Source organism: Roseovarius sp. JB2-10 (genome assembly GCF_055693585.1).
On record NZ_CM146337.1, the window covers coordinates 164,848 to 179,441 of the forward strand.

The 14,594-nt window shown below is 56.6% G+C and carries 17 protein-coding genes; 6 read left to right on the top strand and 11 right to left on the bottom strand.

Annotated features, from left to right (window positions below):
• Positions 1-30: 30 nt before the first annotated feature.
• Both ACZ1HJ_RS00780 and ACZ1HJ_RS00785 read right to left on the bottom strand, forming a co-directional pair.
• Positions 31-627 carry a tetratricopeptide repeat protein gene (locus tag ACZ1HJ_RS00780; RefSeq protein ID WP_472720468.1) on the bottom strand — a complete coding sequence of 199 codons (597 nt, stop codon included), beginning with the start codon at positions 625-627 and terminating at the stop codon, positions 31-33.
• Positions 628-804: 177 nt separating this feature from the next.
• Entirely contained in the window at positions 805-1,683 is an 879-nt protein-coding gene (locus ACZ1HJ_RS00785) for a LysR family transcriptional regulator (protein ID WP_472720469.1), read from the bottom strand.
• 116 nt (positions 1,684-1,799) lie between these two features.
• Here ACZ1HJ_RS00785 and ACZ1HJ_RS00790 point away from each other — a divergent pair, with 116 nt between their 5' ends.
• On the top strand, positions 1,800-2,432 hold the full coding sequence (locus tag ACZ1HJ_RS00790) for a glutathione S-transferase family protein (RefSeq protein WP_472720470.1): 633 nt from the start codon (positions 1,800-1,802) through the stop codon (positions 2,430-2,432).
• Positions 2,433-2,766: 334 nt separating this feature from the next.
• Positions 2,767-4,569 carry a 2Fe-2S iron-sulfur cluster-binding protein gene (locus tag ACZ1HJ_RS00795; protein WP_472720471.1) on the top strand — a complete coding sequence of 601 codons (1,803 nt, stop codon included), beginning with the start codon at positions 2,767-2,769 and terminating at the stop codon, positions 4,567-4,569.
• Positions 4,570-4,640: 71 nt separating this feature from the next.
• Here ACZ1HJ_RS00795 and ACZ1HJ_RS00800 read toward each other — a convergent pair whose 3' ends face one another.
• Entirely contained in the window at positions 4,641-5,231 is a 591-nt protein-coding gene (locus tag ACZ1HJ_RS00800; protein WP_472720472.1) for a LysR family transcriptional regulator, read from the bottom strand.
• Between the two features lie 149 nt (positions 5,232-5,380).
• On the opposite strand from ACZ1HJ_RS00800, the gene ACZ1HJ_RS00805 reads away from it, so the two are divergent.
• The 3 genes from ACZ1HJ_RS00805 to ACZ1HJ_RS00815 all read left to right on the top strand — a co-directional run bounded on the left by ACZ1HJ_RS00805 (position 5,381) and on the right by ACZ1HJ_RS00815 (position 7,222).
• Positions 5,381-5,764, top strand: coding sequence for a RidA family protein (locus tag ACZ1HJ_RS00805; protein WP_472720473.1), 384 nt, complete (start codon positions 5,381-5,383; stop codon positions 5,762-5,764).
• A complete protein-coding gene (locus tag ACZ1HJ_RS00810; protein WP_472720474.1) occupies positions 5,761-6,240 on the top strand; it encodes an L-2-amino-thiazoline-4-carboxylic acid hydrolase in 480 nt (159 codons plus the stop codon). Before ACZ1HJ_RS00805 ends, ACZ1HJ_RS00810 begins: the two co-directional genes overlap by 4 nt.
• A gap of 61 nt (positions 6,241-6,301) precedes the next feature.
• Entirely contained in the window at positions 6,302-7,222 is a 921-nt protein-coding gene (locus ACZ1HJ_RS00815; protein ID WP_472720475.1) for an arginase family protein, read from the top strand.
• Between the two features lie 38 nt (positions 7,223-7,260).
• On the opposite strand, the gene ACZ1HJ_RS00820 is transcribed toward ACZ1HJ_RS00815, so the two are convergent.
• Complete coding sequence (locus tag ACZ1HJ_RS00820; RefSeq protein ID WP_472720476.1) at positions 7,261-8,142, bottom strand: LysR family transcriptional regulator; 882 nt, start codon at positions 8,140-8,142, stop codon at positions 7,261-7,263.
• 125 nt (positions 8,143-8,267) lie between these two features.
• Between ACZ1HJ_RS00820 and ACZ1HJ_RS00825 the strand changes: the two genes are divergently transcribed.
• On the top strand, positions 8,268-8,741 hold the full coding sequence (locus tag ACZ1HJ_RS00825) for an ester cyclase (RefSeq protein ID WP_472720477.1): 474 nt from the start codon (positions 8,268-8,270) through the stop codon (positions 8,739-8,741).
• 121 nt (positions 8,742-8,862) lie between these two features.
• Here the strand turns inward: ACZ1HJ_RS00825 and ACZ1HJ_RS00830 are convergent, their stop codons facing one another.
• The 7 genes from ACZ1HJ_RS00830 to ACZ1HJ_RS00860 form a co-directional block, all read right to left on the bottom strand.
• Positions 8,863-9,171, bottom strand: a complete 309-nt coding sequence (locus tag ACZ1HJ_RS00830; RefSeq protein WP_472720478.1) for a transcriptional regulator — start codon at positions 9,169-9,171, stop codon at positions 8,863-8,865.
• Positions 9,168-10,172, bottom strand: coding sequence for a hypothetical protein (locus tag ACZ1HJ_RS00835; protein ID WP_472720479.1), 1,005 nt, complete (start codon positions 10,170-10,172; stop codon positions 9,168-9,170). Before ACZ1HJ_RS00835 ends, ACZ1HJ_RS00830 begins: the two co-directional genes overlap by 4 nt.
• Positions 10,173-10,287: 115 nt before the next feature.
• Entirely contained in the window at positions 10,288-10,926 is a 639-nt protein-coding gene (locus ACZ1HJ_RS00840; protein ID WP_472720480.1) for a glutathione S-transferase family protein, read from the bottom strand.
• Positions 10,927-10,993: 67 nt separating this feature from the next.
• Complete coding sequence (locus tag ACZ1HJ_RS00845) at positions 10,994-11,443, bottom strand: CoA-binding protein (RefSeq protein WP_472720481.1); 450 nt, start codon at positions 11,441-11,443, stop codon at positions 10,994-10,996.
• Between the two features lies 1 nt (position 11,444).
• Entirely contained in the window at positions 11,445-11,810 is a 366-nt protein-coding gene (locus ACZ1HJ_RS00850) for a 2Fe-2S iron-sulfur cluster-binding protein (protein ID WP_472720482.1), read from the bottom strand.
• On the bottom strand, positions 11,801-13,150 hold the full coding sequence (locus ACZ1HJ_RS00855) for a selenium-binding family protein (RefSeq protein WP_472720483.1): 1,350 nt from the start codon (positions 13,148-13,150) through the stop codon (positions 11,801-11,803). The genes ACZ1HJ_RS00850 and ACZ1HJ_RS00855 overlap by 10 nt, the downstream gene beginning before the upstream one ends.
• Positions 13,151-13,356: 206 nt before the next feature.
• On the bottom strand, positions 13,357-14,535 hold the full coding sequence (locus ACZ1HJ_RS00860; protein WP_472720484.1) for an iron-containing alcohol dehydrogenase: 1,179 nt from the start codon (positions 14,533-14,535) through the stop codon (positions 13,357-13,359).
• Between the last annotated feature and the right edge of the window lie 59 nt (positions 14,536-14,594).

Genomic DNA, 14,594 nt, shown 5'->3' on the forward strand with positions numbered 1-14,594 from the left:
ACTATTGGCGTTCAGGCTAAATTCAGCACCCTAGATTTTCTGCGCGTTCAGCCAATCCCGCGCCAGTTTTTCAGCTTGCATCACTTCGCTCGGGCTCAGCAATTGCGAAACATGTGCGAGGTGTTTTGTCATCAGATCCGCGCGCTGTACTGCCGCGATTTTAAGCCACTTATACGCCTGAACCCTGTCGACCGGTACACCCGTTCCGTTGAGGTGCATAAACGCCAGATCATGCTGGGCCAATGCATGATCCCTTTGCGCCGCGCGTTCATACCAAACGACGGCCAAACCTGGGTCACGCGTCACACCCCAGCCATTTTCATGTAACACACCAAGGCGGTATTGCGCATCCGCCACGCCCTGATCCGCAGCCTTCATGTACCAAATCGCGGCCAACTTATCATCGCGCGGCACCCCGCGACCGTATTCGTGCAACATTCCCAGGGCGTTTTGCGCCAGCGGGTCACCTTGATCAGCAAGCGGCTGCCATTCCTGCAGCGCCTGTTCGACATCACCGGCTCGAAACGCCTTGAGGCCTTGCTCAAAATCAGCGGCCAATGCAGGTCCGGGCAAAAACAACAGGGCCGCTGCCAATCGACAAACCAGGCCGAAAAACCTTCGTTTCATGCTGACCCCATTGCTTTTGCCACGTCCCCGACAGTTGAACTGCGCCAACCGTCTGTGCAGCAAGGGTAAGGCCTGCAGCGCATCCGGCAAAATCACGTTTACGCGGGCTGTCGCGCACAATGGCCAACAGCGGCAGATCCTTTCCAAAACCAAGTTGCAGTCACGCGCCGTAGACCCTCAGAACTGCGCGGCCACTTGATCGATCAAGGCACGAATGCGCGCCGTCAGGTGTCGACTTGGCGGATAGACCGCGTACAGGCCGATGACATTGATTTCTTCCTTTTCAAAGATCAGCTGCAATTTTCCCGCCTCCATGAAAGGCTCCGCCGTATAGAGCGGTAAGCGCCCGATACCCAATCCATCCGCCGCCATATTGGCCACAGCCAAAGGTGAATTCGCGCGAAAATTGCCTTTAACGGGAACGGTGTATGGCCCCTTTGACCCTTTGAATTCCCACTGGTCGGTCGATCCAGACACCACCTGAAGCAAGCAGTTATGCGCCGCCAACGCCGCGGGGTTCGGAGGCGTGCCATATCGTTTCAAATAAGCGGGCGATGCACAGCATACGATGCGCATATCCATCAGTTTTCGAGCCACAAGAGACGAGTCCTTCAAGGCCCCAAACCGGACCGCAAGATCATACCCCTCTTCTACCAACGAGACGTGGTGGTCCGACAAATGCAGCTCTATCGACACCTTTGGGTTGGCCGTTTGGAACGGTTGCAGAAAGCGCACCAAATGCGCCGACCCATACCCCGTTGGCGCAGTTATCCGTATGCGCCCCGCAAGCTCGGACTGTCGTTGCTGCACTAAACCTTCGAGCTCATCGAACTGGTCCAGTAGCGGAAGACAGCGTTCAAAATAGGCCCGGCCTGTATCCGTAAGCGACACGGTGCGGGTCGTTCTGTTGAACAGCTGGGCGTTCAGTCTTTCTTCCAACTGTCCGACATATTTGCTGGCCAGTTTGGTACTGATGCCGACCTGGCGCGCGCCTTCGGTAAAACTTTCATGGGTCGCAACCGCCGCGAATGTGCGCATCCCAACGATGGTATCCATTATCTACATTCCGTTCATAAATATTCAATATATTGATATATTATCGCCGAAAATCAAACAAGGTATCAGTCGTTCATCGCCGGGGAAAGGCCTCGGCTCATCAAAGGAACGAAACGATGTCCAAAACGGTCCGCATTCACAGTTTCCCTATTTCCGGTCACGCCCATCGCGTTGTCCTCTTTGCCAACCTTGCTGGCATTGATCACGAGGTTATCGATGTCGACCTTCCGGGTGGCGCGCATAAACAACCTGAATTTCTCGCCAAGAACCCCGCGGGCCAGGTGCCGGTGATCGAGGACGGCGACACAGTGATCAGCGACAGCAATGCGATCCTGGTGTACCTGGCGCGGAAATATGCCCCATCCTACATCCCCCAGGACCCCGTGCAGGAAGCAGAAATGCAGAAGTTTCTGACACTTGCCGCAGGTGAACTTGCCTTTGGGCCAGCTGCGGCGCGGTTGATCAATGTATTCAATGCCCCCCTCGACAAGGACTTCACGCATATGGTTGCGGCCCGGGTTCTTGGTAAGCTTGAGGCACATCTTGAAGGGCGTGATTGGCTGGTCGGCGATACGCCAACGATCGCTGATGTATCAGTCTACAGTTACACGGCCCATGCCCCCGAAGGCGATGTATCGCTTGAGCCTTACCCGAATGTGCGGCGCCTTCTGACCAATGTCGAAGCACTTGATGGTTTTGTCCCGATGCCCGTCACGGCCGCCGGGCTGCGCGCGACACAATCCGCATAGAACGCAAAGGTCCGGCACGTTCAGCGGCCGGGCCTTCACCCCACCCGAATTGTTGCACGAGGCACGCCATGACGGTTTCAACACCTGCATCACAATCCCCCTTCCACGCGGGCGAACAGGACATGCAAACCCGCGTCGGCAAACGCGACGCGATGGAAGCCATGGGCAAATCATTCATCCGGCCCTACATGCCCGATCAGCACCGTGCGTTTTTCGAACAAATCCCATTCATTTTGGCCGGCACCGTTGACCCGCACGGCTGGCCGTGGGCATCACTGTTAACGGGGGAGAAGGGTTCATATCATCACCGTCCAGTACCCAACTGGTCCTTGATGTGCGCCCCCTGGCCGACGATCCCGTTACCAATGCACTACGTCCCGGCGCGTCCATCGGCCTTCTGGGCATCGAGCTTGCCACACGACGCCGGAACCGTATGAACGCGACGTTGACGGAGGTGAATGGGCGCCAGGTTTCACTGGAAGTCGCACAGTCTTTTGGGAACTGCCCGCAATACATCCAAACCCGCGACATCACGTTCATTCGTGAACCCGACGCGGCGGTGGATCGTGCACCGACCGAGACATTCACCGATCTGGATGCGGCGGCGCGCAAATTCATCAGCAAAACAGAGTCGTTTTTCGTAGCTAGCGCGGCACCTGATGTCAGCAACCCAACAACCCGTGGGGCAGATGTATCTCATCGTGGCGGACAATCCGGGTTTCTCAAGGTTGACGGCAACACGATCACAGTGCCTGATTTTGCCGGCAACAATGTATTCAACACCATCGGCAATTTCCTCTTGTATCCGAAAGCAGGGCTTACTTTTCCCGACTACCAGACCGGCGATCTGTTGATGCTGACCGGCACCGTTGAAATCCTGCACGATGGTCATCCTGACATCGCGCATTTCAAAGGGGCAGAGCGGGGTTGGAGGTTTACGCTGAATCACGGGTTGCGGATTTACGATGCTTTGCCGTTCCGGGCGACATTCGGTGAATGGTCCCCAAACAGTTTGATGGCAGACACCTGGAAAACGGCCGAAGCCCGCATTCGCGCAGAAACGGAGCGCAATGCGTGGCGTCGCTTGCAGGTCACCGCTTTGAAAGATGAAAGCAGCGTGATCCGGTCATTTACACTCTCCGCCGTGGATGAGGTACCTTTGTTGCCTTTTGAAGCAGGCCAATTTCTGACGATCCGCATACCGGACGCAGATGGCTCACCGATCACGCGTACCTACACTGTCTCGTCGGCACCGGGTGATCAGGATTATCGGATTTCAGTGAAACGCGAGCCGGGCGGCTTGGCCTCAAACCGATTGCATGACACCTTGAGCGTTGGCGACATCATCGAAGCCAAAGCCCCTAAAGGCGCATTTTTCTTGGATGCGGCGGAGCCACGCCCCGCGGTCCTGATTGCGGGCGGGGTGGGCATCACACCGATGGTTTCGATGATGCGCCATGTCCTGAACGAACGGGTCCGCAATCGCGTGACGCGGCGCCTGACGATTTTTCACGCATCCCGAACAACAACGCAGCGGGCATTTGCCGACGAATTCCGCGCCGGAGAGTTAAAAAGTGGCGGCTATATCCGCTACATCTCGATCATCGGCCACCCCAAGAAGGACGAAGCGCCAGGAAAAGACTTTGACGCCGCAGGGCGCATTACTGCTGATCTGATCCGCGCAAATTTGGCTTTGGATAACTACGATTTCTACCTGTGTGGACCCGCGTCCTTCATGCAGGCCACTTATGACGCACTGCGCGGGCTGGGCGCCCGTGACGCCCGGATTTTTGCCGAAGCCTTTGGACCCGCCGCACTTCTTCGACGCCCTGACGATACGGCCATCTTGCCAAGCATCACGCCAGAAGCCGAAACAGCCAAGGTAGAGTTCAACGCATCTGGCCTCGAACACCGATGGGAAAAGGGCAACACCACACTGTTGGAAACGGCAGAGGCCTTAGGTCTTTCGCCCCCCTTTTCCTGCCGCGGTGGAACATGTGGAAGCTGCGCAACCAAAGTACTGTCGGGCAATGTAGCCTACCGGACAGCCACAACCGCGCCGCGTGCCAAAGATGAGGCTCTGATCTGTTGCGCCGTTCCGGCGGAGGGCACCGATACCCTCATCCTTGATCTCTGAACCGACCCAAAATCTCGAAATAGAGAGGCGCCCGCCGCACAAATGCAGCCTTGGGTTTCCGAGCGGGAAGTCTACGTCGCCGCAAGTGCCTTCAAGTCCGCCAAAATAGCACGGGATTGTCGGCAATGGGCAAGACCCGCCTTGCAGACAAAATGCAAAGGTGGCGCAGCGGCACCCGATGGCACAACTTCCACCAATGCCAGATCACCATAGGGCCCGCCTGCCATACGCAGAAGGCAATCCACCTCGTCCCGGCGAACGCGATCAACGTCAGATGTCTCAATAATTTGCCGAATATGCGGCTGAAGCGCATCGCGTTGACCGGGCCATCCATGCGGTAAAAGCGCTGCTGCTTTGGGGCAGAGGCCCAACGTGAATTTCCGACCGTTGATTTCCGGTGCAATCTCTTCGGTTGCATCGGTGAGATCCTCGAACACCCGCGTGATTTTGGGCAGGTAAGTCTCACCTTCCCGGGTGAGCAGTAATCCATGGGGCAAGCGGCGGAAAAGTGCGACACCCAAGGACGCCTCGAGCTTTTTGACCTGCTGGCTGACAGCGCCGGACGTAACGCCAAGTTCGCTCGCCGCTGTCTTGAAGCTCAGATGTCGCGCCGCAGCCTCAAAGGCGCGCAGGGTATTTAGTGATGGCAATCGGTACGTCATATCAGCTCTCCTCGACATCCATTCTACATCGAAATCCCAGTTCTAAGGGCGAGTTTTTCTACCCCTCCGGCGCAGTTTTATTGAGTTGTCCGCCGCCCAATACGGGCGATAGCGTTGCCTTGATTTCATCCCGGAGGAAGGCCGTTTCAATGCACACCGAAAACATCAATTCACCGCAGGCACATAGTTTGAACAGTGGCTATTCACAGGCTGTTTTAGTGTCTGGCAACACGCGGACATTATATATCAGCGGCCAAATTCCCGTGGCAAAAGACGGCTCCGTACCGGCCGCGTTTTCAGAACAGGCCGCACAGGCATGGGCCAATGTCGAAGCCCAACTGAATGCGGCAGGCATGGAGCTTGGCAATATTGTCCATCACACGACTTATCTGTCGGATCGCGCCTTCAAACGCGAAAACTCGGAAATCCGCCGTAAGGTCTTCGGGGATCATCACCCGGCCCTGACCGTGATCATCGCGGGCATTTTCGATGAAAGTTGGCTGCTGGAAATCGAAGCCGTGGCCGTCGGATGAGCGACAGGACATCAAACAAGGCGCTCTATGATGCCATCAAGGAACGCGGGATGGTCTATCTCGCGACCTTTCGGGAAATCCGTCAGAGGTATGGGCAGGAAGAAGCGATCAGCGTGATGCGTGCCATCAGCCATGCCCATGGCGTGCAGGTCGGCCAGAGCATGGCGCATCTGGGACCGCGTGATTTTGACGGCATCTGCACGTGTTGGGTGTTGTCACCTGATGACGGCGCCATCTTCAAACCCGATATCCGGCACATGGATGACACTGGCATTGAAGTGAAAATGCAGGCCTGCCCGATCAAGGACGCGTGGGTTGATGCTGGATGCAGTGATGCGGAAATCTGCACCTTGCTGTCCTGCGCATCGGCCTATGACAAAGCTGCGCTGGAAACCGCAGGTTTTGATGTCGAAATTGAGCTCTGGTCCCCGGGGAAAGACGGGTGCTGTCTGACCCGGATCACCGAGAAATCTTGATTTAACCGGTCAGCGACGTGCAAATGGAACCACACTTGGCCAGCTGAAAGGGCAAATCTTCATGACAGATGCGTTTGACCCCCCGGGGACCCCGTTCATGGGCGCGACCATCGACGCCGATCCAACGACGGCGGATCTGGTCATCTTTGGCGCGCCGCATGGAACGCCCTACCCGGATATTGATAACCAGCGATATGCTGGCGCCCCCGACGCGTTGCGCGGCGCCTTGGAAGAAGATGCGCAATGGTTGGATCACTGGGATTTCGATCTGGATGGACCTCTGCTCGGAGAGACGGGCTACACTGTCGCGGACGCGGGCAACCTCAAGACGTCTTCGCTGGACGGGCAAGGCAATCGGCAATTGATCCGCACGGCGACACAAGACATCATCGCAAGTGGCGCAATCCCGGTGATGATCGGCGGTGACGATTCCACGCCGATCCCCTTTATCGAGGCTCTCGCACCCCGTGGTCCGCTCACGATCATTCAGATCGATGCCCATATTGATTGGCGTGACGCGCGGCGCGGTGAACCGATGGGTTTTTCCAGCACCATGCGACGCGCTTCCGAAATGGATCACGTGGAAAACATCATTCAGGTCGGCATGCGCGGATTGGGCTCTGCCCGCCGGACCGAAGTTGAAATAGCACGCGACTGGGGGGCAGAAATCGTGACCGCGCGTGCTTTACACAGCGAAGGTGTCGACGCCGTTACAGGCCATCTGGACGCAGGCGCCAAGTGCATGATCACGCTGGATTGCGATGGACTGGACCCTGCGATCATGCCTGCTGTGATGGCGCCAACGCCGGGCGGCCTGTCTTACACGCAATCGATTGATTTGATCGCTGCGGTCATCAAAAAGGCAAATCTGATCGCGTTTGATCTGATTGAATTTGTGCCCGAGCGAGACCAAAACGGTACGGCCGCCATCACCGCTGCCCGTTTGGTGGCCAATGCCATAGGCTGTCTGGCCCGGCGGTAGCCTGGCACGAAAATGGGTCTTGCGTGCCTCGCAACGTATCAGCCTCGCCCCTCGGCCAGGAACCGGATAAAGAGCAGGGTCAAATTTTCCCGGCGCGACTGATCCGGCCAGATGGCATGCAATCCCAAAGGTTTCAGTGACCAATCTGGTAAAACATGCACCAAGTCCCCCCGATCTATCCCGCGATTTGCCAGATTTTCTGGAACAGCCGTCAAACCCAAACCCCGCACGGCAAATTCGAAAAGCGCATCAGCGGAATTCACCGACACCACCGATTGTCCGGTAACCGTCACCATTTCGCCGTCCGCGGACGTCAATTCCGTCTGGTCGGGTCGTATCACAAAACGCACCCAGTTCCAGTCTTCCAAGTCTTCCGGACGCGTGGGCAGTGCGTGCGTTGCACAATATGCCGGGCTGGCCACCAACATCCTTTCTGTTTGGCCAATGTTTCGGGTCATAAACTCGCTATCTGCCAGCCATCCGGCGCGTATGCCGACATCAAAACCGTCCTTGATCAAGTCACGCGGTTGATCCGAAAAATCGAACCTCAGCTTTACCTTGGGATAGGCTTTGGGGAAGTCGGCAAACCTGTCCATCAGCGCCGTTTGAGTGACAAAGGCAGGGGCCGTCACGCGCAACACGCCTCTGGGTTCTGTCGACAGCGGGTTAATTGCATCCAGTCCACTTTCCGCCGCGCTCAGCATCACAGTGGCCTTGTCAAAGAGAACGTGCCCCTCATGTGTCAGCGATAACTGGCGGGTTGAGCGGTATAGCAACGTGACACCAAGGTCCTTTTCAAGGTCGGACACGGCCTGACTGACCCGGGACGGCGCAAGGCCAAGATGCTGTGCCGCCGCCCTGAATGTCCCTTGCTCAACGACAGTTGCAAAGATTGCGATTTTGCGCAGTTTTTCGATCATTGTTCGCCATTTCGGAATAGTTTGATCCGAAGATAACCTGTTATTGCGAACAATGGGAACCCGTATCTATGCGTCACTAAAGGCCAAATTTCGGCTTCACCCAGAGATTTTCGGAGGACAATCCCATGTATATGAAAAACCTGATGGGCGCTGCAGCGCTCAGCCTCATCGCCTCAGTCGCTGTCGCAGATGACAAAGCAACCGTAACGAAATTCTATGACCTGCTTAGTAATCCAGGCGCAGAAGCTCAGGTCGAAGCCTTCCAGGCCGCAACGTCTGCGACATGGGAAAGTGTCGGCAACTACTCGGGCGAAAACAAAACACGCGACGCCTTTCTTGGTCAGGTCGGCGGTTTCGGGCAACTCATTCCCGATCTGAAATGGGCCATTCAGGACATGCATCAGGATGGCGCATTTGTCACGGTGCGCAGCCGTGCAACCGGCACCCCTGCTGGTCCGTTTTTTGGCGTCGACGGTGAGGGCCGCAGCTTCGATATCATGACAATCGACATCCATGAGCTCGAAGACGGCAAGATCATCCGAACCTACCACGTGGAAGACTGGGCAGGTGCCCTGCAACAACTGTCAGGCCGCTCGTAACGCCTGACCAGACGACACTTCTGCGTTGAAAACGAAGGGCTGGTTTGGACACTTCTCAAATGCCTCCCACCAGCCTCTTGGGCAACAACAGAGCCGGCGTGCGATGCGCCGGCTCTAAGGTTCACTCCGGCTTCGGTGATTTGGCCATTGCGTAAATTGCCCGCATAACTTCGAGATATTCCTCGAATCCTTCGGTGCCACTTTGTGACAATCGATAGCGCGTATGCGGCCTGCCATCCAATACCATCCGTGTATGCAAAAACCCCTCAGCACCCAGCTTTTTGAGATGCGCGTCCAGATTGCCATCGGTGATCGACAACGCAGATTTCAATTCGGTGAAACTGTGCTCTTCCACATAGAGCAGCAACGCCAAGCGCGTTCTGACCTGTTGGTGAAACACTGGGTTTGGAGCCGGGGGTTGACCGTTCATGGCTGGCGCAGGACAAGGGTTTTTGCGTCCCCATCCCATGTCCACATCGGTTTTTTCGACTGAAGATGAACGCCGCCCAGCCACATGTCTCTGGCGGGAAAGTCACTTGCGTCTTGCGTTCCCTCAACAGATCTATTTGCCTTTGCTGTCAGCGCAAATCGTTGTTTTTTAAATGCTTTAATGTCCTTTTTTTGCATTGGTGGATACCAAAACGGGTCTGGTTCACATGTCAGGAATGCCGATTTATTCAGGAAATCCAGGATTGTGTAGGTCGGCCAATCCCCTATGTAGAGCGCCGTTTCCATTGCCATGTTTTCCCAAAACAATCCAGCCGGGTCACAGACCCCACCGGCAACCAGCCTGAGCAATTGTTGTTCCGTGCGGCGAAGTCCGTTTTGCGTCGAAGGGTATTCCTCGAGGTGGCGCATCAGAGCCGCATGCAGGAAGGGCAAGGGCGAAAGGTCGCCGCATGCAAACTCATGAAGATGGCGCGGATCCTCTGACCGAAATGCCGCCCAGCCGGCCGTGGCCAAATCGATAACCTGTGCCGAAACCGGTTGGCGCTGATCCCATAGCGATGCCATTTCGACGGCGCTCAATTCACCGATACCGCGAAAGTTGACCCGCCCCGGAAAACTGTTCACACAGATCATCTCGAGGCTCGTTTCACCCAAATCAACACGCCCGAAATGGTCCAATATCTGGAGGATTTGTAATTGATCCAGCAGATCATGTTCAAACCACAAGACGACCGCATCGTAGGTCACGGCGGCCCGCAAATGCTCGTTTCGCAGGCGAAAATCCCGCTCGGCCTCCGCCGGATCAGCGTCAGGACCCGCGAAGTAGCGCGCCCGCACCAAACTGACGTCATCAAGGTTGAGATCTGCGGGAAATGGTCCGTGATGCATGGTGTCTCGCCATGGCAAAACATCTCCTGAGACACGGCTTTGCTTGATGATATTCGCGGCGCCATCGCCATTGGTTATATGCAGTGTTTTCATTCTGCGTTCGTCCTAAATATCCAATCACTCTGCAAAACAGAGTATCTACTCTGCATTTCAGAGTGTCAAGTCACCAGTCACTTACGTGGGGTGCGACGCAGCATGGGAGAAAGTTCTAGTACTGCGGATCCGCGAACCACGGCGCATAGACGTGCTGAACGCTGGGCCGCTGTGCGACGGCATCAGCAATGCGTTTGACGTTCGGAAATTCGGCAATGCCGGGATGACCCTTTGCCTGCCGCAACCAGGTTGTCAGCATAAAGAGGTAAATATCGGCGGCAGTGAACCTGTTACCAACAACCCATTCGTTGTCACCAATCTGGTCCTCAATAACGCTCCAGCTTTCCCGAAGACGCCTGGCACCGCGCCGCTCTGCACTGGGCTGATCCTCCGGCGCATCCACAAATCGATCCGGGTAATAGGTCAGCTGATAGGCGTTCTGCACCGTGTTGGAAAAATACACCAACGTCTGCAAGTAGCGTGCCCGCTCGGGATCATTGATCGACGGCGCCAACCCCGCATCCGGGTGCCGGTCACACAGAAAAATCGTGATCGCAGCACCTTCGTACATCGCGCCCCCATCCCATGACAGAACAGGCACCCAACCATTCGGATTGACCGCCAGTTGCTCGGGCGGGCGGGGTTGATCCATGGCAACACTTGTCGGGATCAATTCGTATGGTGCGCCGATTTCTTCCAGCAATACACGCACCCCCATAGATGCGGATTTCAAAGCGTAAAAGAGTTTGTACATGCGTGCGACCTCCTCGATTTATCGCCCAAACCACGCCCTTGGCACAGGCACATTCCTCAGCCTGACCTCAGATGCCAAGATGGAGCTTTGGTTTCCAAAACGGTCTAAAGAGCTCGATCTTGGGGCAGCGGTCCATCACAACCTTCATCCCAGCCTCTTCGGCCAGCTTAGCGGCGGCGTGGTCCACAACCCCGATCTGCCCCCACAGCACCTTGGCGCCGACCTTGATGGCCTCCTGCGTGATCCCCATCAGGTCTTCGGGGCGGCGGAAAACCTCGACCATGTCCACCGGCCGGTCGATGGCTGACAGCGACGGGTAAACCTTGATGCCTCGGATTTCCTCAAGCCCCGGGCGCGGATTGACCGGAATCATGTCATAACCGGTTTCGTGCAACACCCGCAGAACGCCATAGCTGAACTTGGTCTTGTCGGGGCTGGCGCCGACCATGGCGATGGTTTTGACAGATTTCAGGATGCCTTGCAGATACGCCTCCGAATAGGGTTGGGTATGATCCATCTCAGGCCTCCTTCGGTGTGGCGATATCCGCCTTGAGTTCATGCGGCTCAAGCGGGTCTAGAAACGGGTTGCGGTAAAGCCTGTCATGGCTTTCAACACCGATTTCCAGGGTGATGTCAGTGACTGGCCGCGCCACGCAGAGGATCACGTAACCACTTTCAATCTGGCGATTGTTCAATGCCACCTGGCGACGCTGATCCACCTCGCCATCCGTCAGCTTCGCCGCACAGGTGATGCAACCGCCATATTTGCACCCGAAAGGCAGATCAACGCCCTGATCGCGCAACGCGTCCAACAACGGGCGTCTGGGATCGACCTGATAAGACGCGCCATCACGATTGGCGAGGGTGACCGTTTTCAAATCCATATGTCACTCGTGCAATCGCCGCCGGGATAGCGGGTTTCGTGGCACCGGCTTGGCCCGTTCGGTTCCTTGCCAAAATCAACGACGAAATCGGGATCAATCTCCATCCCGCCGTTTTCCGTATCGCAATTGACCTGCAGCATGCAGCCGCCATTGGTGCGGATTTCCGGGTAGAACTGATTGTCCCAGGTGCTGAAAAGGCTGGTCGTCACATAAAGGCGTTTGCCATCAAGGCTCAGCTGGATCATCTGCGGCCCGCCGGTGACCTTGACGCCGTTCACCTCGGGCGCCTTGCCCAAAAGACCACCGAGCCAGACCTGACCGGTCAAAACCGGGTTGTGCGGGTCAGTTATGTCATATTGCCGGATGTCCCCATGCAGCCAATTGCACAGATAAAGGAACCGGTCATCCATGCTGAGCAGTATGACCGATATCACTCCCGGTACCGGGATCGGCCATTCGGGATGCGGCTCGTTTTCCACATCGATGATCTTTTCCCACTGCCATTCGCCCACCTCATCCTTCCACCAGTGGATGATGTTGGCGCTCAGCGCTGCACCGCAAAATCCATGGGTGCTGTCCGGGTCATGATGGAAGCGGACTTCGAGCGGGATCAGCCCGTCTTCGCCCAAGTAAAACGTCTGCTTGGGTTCCTTTTTCTCGAAATCCCACAGGTGAATGCGGCGTCCGTATTTCAGGTGGCCCACTTCCTCCAGATCAAACCCCGGCATGAAGGTATTGGGCGCGGCCCATTCCGAACTGGCCATGACATTGTGGCGCGGCTGGTACCAGAAATCATAGCCAAACGGGATGTCACCCATGGAGTTTTCCCACCGGCCCATAATCTCGAAATCCTTGTTGAGATGCAGATAGCCACCCGGCGCTTCACCCTTGGCATCACCCAGCATGGAGATGATGATTTCCGAGCCCAGACAATGGATTGTGTGCGGCGCGCTCAGGTTGGTCTTGGCCTTGATCTCGGCCCCGTCGATCACTTTGAACAGCGTCGGATTGCGCGGGTCAGTGGCGCAGTCGATGATGTGGATGTTGGACGAACGCACGCCCGGCACCAGCAGGTATTTGCGGCTCATCGAACTGTCATCGAAACAGCTGGAACAGGCATTCCAGCCCATATGGTGCAGTTCATCGCCGATCCCCGGCATCTCGCACCGGCTGATGACCTGACTATAGGTGGGGCTTTCGGGGTCATTGTCGATGGTGGCCAGATAATCGGGTTTCTGGATGCCCGTCCCGGTGTAGATCGCAATTGTGTATAGCAGCTTTTCACGCGGGGCCTTCATCGCCTCGGCGGGCGACGCATAGCCCGGTCCACAACATTCCATCCCTCAATCCCCCCTTTGGCCCGCACGTGCAACGCGGCATTTCTATCAGCCTGCCATCCAGCGCGACGCGGTCTGTATCGGCCGCTTCACACCCCGAAATGCCACGCCCCGCGCGCAAAATCTGCTCCGGGGGCGGCGCAAAGACTTCATTTAACGTCGTCATCTGCGCGCGGGCACGGTCATTCTTACCCAGCTCCCCCATGCCCTCAGCGCGCCTTACGGATCGCAGTTTCGGTCAACTGGCGGATCTCATCAACACTTGCGGATCGGGGATTTGTCCCTGCTGCACTGTCAAAAATGGCTTTTTCCGCAATACGATGAGCGCAATCCAAAGGCACATCAATCGCGCCCAAGGATGTGGGGATGCCGATTTCGTCCAGACGACGTTCTATGTCCGCGATAAACCCATCGACCGAGTGATCCGGAAGGTTCATCGCCTCGGCCATGCGCTTCACCTTGTGCTCTTGCCCCGGCAGATTAAAGCGCAAGACAACGGGCAGAATGATGGCATTGGTCAAACCGTGCTGCGTGTTGAACTCCGCGCCGACCATATGCGAGATCGCATGCACCAACCCCAAACCTTTCAGGAAGGCCACACCGGCAAGGCACGACCCCACCAGCATCCCGCCGCGCGCGGCAACGTTATCAGGCTCCTGCATCACGACCGGCAGCCATGTGGCAATCAGTGACAACCCCTCCAGCGCCATCGCGTCACAGAGTGGGTTGAACCCCGGCACCAAGTAAGCCTCGATCGCGTGGGTCATCGCATCGGCCCCCGTCCAGGCGGTCAGGTTCAAAGGCAGGCCCACGGTCAGTTGCGGATCAAGCAGCGCCAGCGCAGGTCTCAGGTTTGGATGGTCTATGCAAAATTTCATGCCCTTTTCGACATGGGTGACCATGGCCGTGGCTTCGGTTTCCGCCCCGGTGCCTGCGGTTGTCGGGATGGTTATCAGTGTTGGAAAGGGTTGATCCGGCCCAATCTCAGGGGCGGGTTTCCGGTAATCAAAATCCCAGAGATCGACATCGTTATTTGCCGTCAGACAAACCGCCTTGCCGCCATCCATCGCGCTGCCCCCGCCAATCGCGATGATCGCGTCATGACCGCCATCGCGGAACGCGGCACGGCCGGCACCAATTTCATCATCCCGCGGATTGGGAGAAATGCCGTAGAACAGCGCAGATTGCAGGCCTGCATCCGCCAAATGCCGCTCTAGCTCGGCAATGAAGGGCAACGTATGACTGCCGCGATCCGTCACGATCAGCGGATTTGACAGCCCCATTTCCTTGCACCGTTGACCTATTCCAGACAAGCGACCCGGACCATAGGCAATCGGAACCGGAAAAATCCAATCCTGGGGTTCCAAAATCAGCGCATCATCGATCATGCTCTTATCCAGTTTGTTGCAAGCCATATTGGTTGAAGGTGCGTCCAAGCGCTCAATAA

Excerpts from the sequence above, each read along its gene's own strand:
- ACZ1HJ_RS00780 (WP_472720468.1), bottom strand. The coding sequence starts at position 627 with ATGAAACGAAGGTTTTTCGGCCTGGTTTGTCGATTGGCAGCGGCCCTG.
- ACZ1HJ_RS00785 (WP_472720469.1), bottom strand. The coding sequence starts at position 1,683 with ATGGATACCATCGTTGGGATGCGCACATTCGCGGCGGTTGCGACCCAT.
- ACZ1HJ_RS00790 (WP_472720470.1), top strand. The coding sequence starts at position 1,800 with ATGTCCAAAACGGTCCGCATTCACAGTTTCCCTATTTCCGGTCACGCC.
- ACZ1HJ_RS00800 (WP_472720472.1), bottom strand. The coding sequence starts at position 5,231 with ATGACGTACCGATTGCCATCACTAAATACCCTGCGCGCCTTTGAGGCT.
- ACZ1HJ_RS00805 (WP_472720473.1), top strand. The coding sequence starts at position 5,381 with ATGCACACCGAAAACATCAATTCACCGCAGGCACATAGTTTGAACAGT.
- ACZ1HJ_RS00810 (WP_472720474.1), top strand. The coding sequence starts at position 5,761 with ATGAGCGACAGGACATCAAACAAGGCGCTCTATGATGCCATCAAGGAA.
- ACZ1HJ_RS00815 (WP_472720475.1), top strand. The coding sequence starts at position 6,302 with ATGACAGATGCGTTTGACCCCCCGGGGACCCCGTTCATGGGCGCGACC.
- ACZ1HJ_RS00820 (WP_472720476.1), bottom strand. The coding sequence starts at position 8,142 with ATGATCGAAAAACTGCGCAAAATCGCAATCTTTGCAACTGTCGTTGAG.
- ACZ1HJ_RS00825 (WP_472720477.1), top strand. The coding sequence starts at position 8,268 with ATGTATATGAAAAACCTGATGGGCGCTGCAGCGCTCAGCCTCATCGCC.
- ACZ1HJ_RS00830 (WP_472720478.1), bottom strand. The coding sequence starts at position 9,171 with ATGAACGGTCAACCCCCGGCTCCAAACCCAGTGTTTCACCAACAGGTC.
- ACZ1HJ_RS00835 (WP_472720479.1), bottom strand. The coding sequence starts at position 10,172 with ATGAAAACACTGCATATAACCAATGGCGATGGCGCCGCGAATATCATC.
- ACZ1HJ_RS00840 (WP_472720480.1), bottom strand. The coding sequence starts at position 10,926 with ATGTACAAACTCTTTTACGCTTTGAAATCCGCATCTATGGGGGTGCGT.
- ACZ1HJ_RS00845 (WP_472720481.1), bottom strand. The coding sequence starts at position 11,443 with ATGGATCATACCCAACCCTATTCGGAGGCGTATCTGCAAGGCATCCTG.
- ACZ1HJ_RS00850 (WP_472720482.1), bottom strand. The coding sequence starts at position 11,810 with ATGGATTTGAAAACGGTCACCCTCGCCAATCGTGATGGCGCGTCTTAT.
- ACZ1HJ_RS00855 (WP_472720483.1), bottom strand. The coding sequence starts at position 13,150 with ATGGAATGTTGTGGACCGGGCTATGCGTCGCCCGCCGAGGCGATGAAG.
- ACZ1HJ_RS00860 (WP_472720484.1), bottom strand. The coding sequence starts at position 14,535 with ATGATCGATGATGCGCTGATTTTGGAACCCCAGGATTGGATTTTTCCG.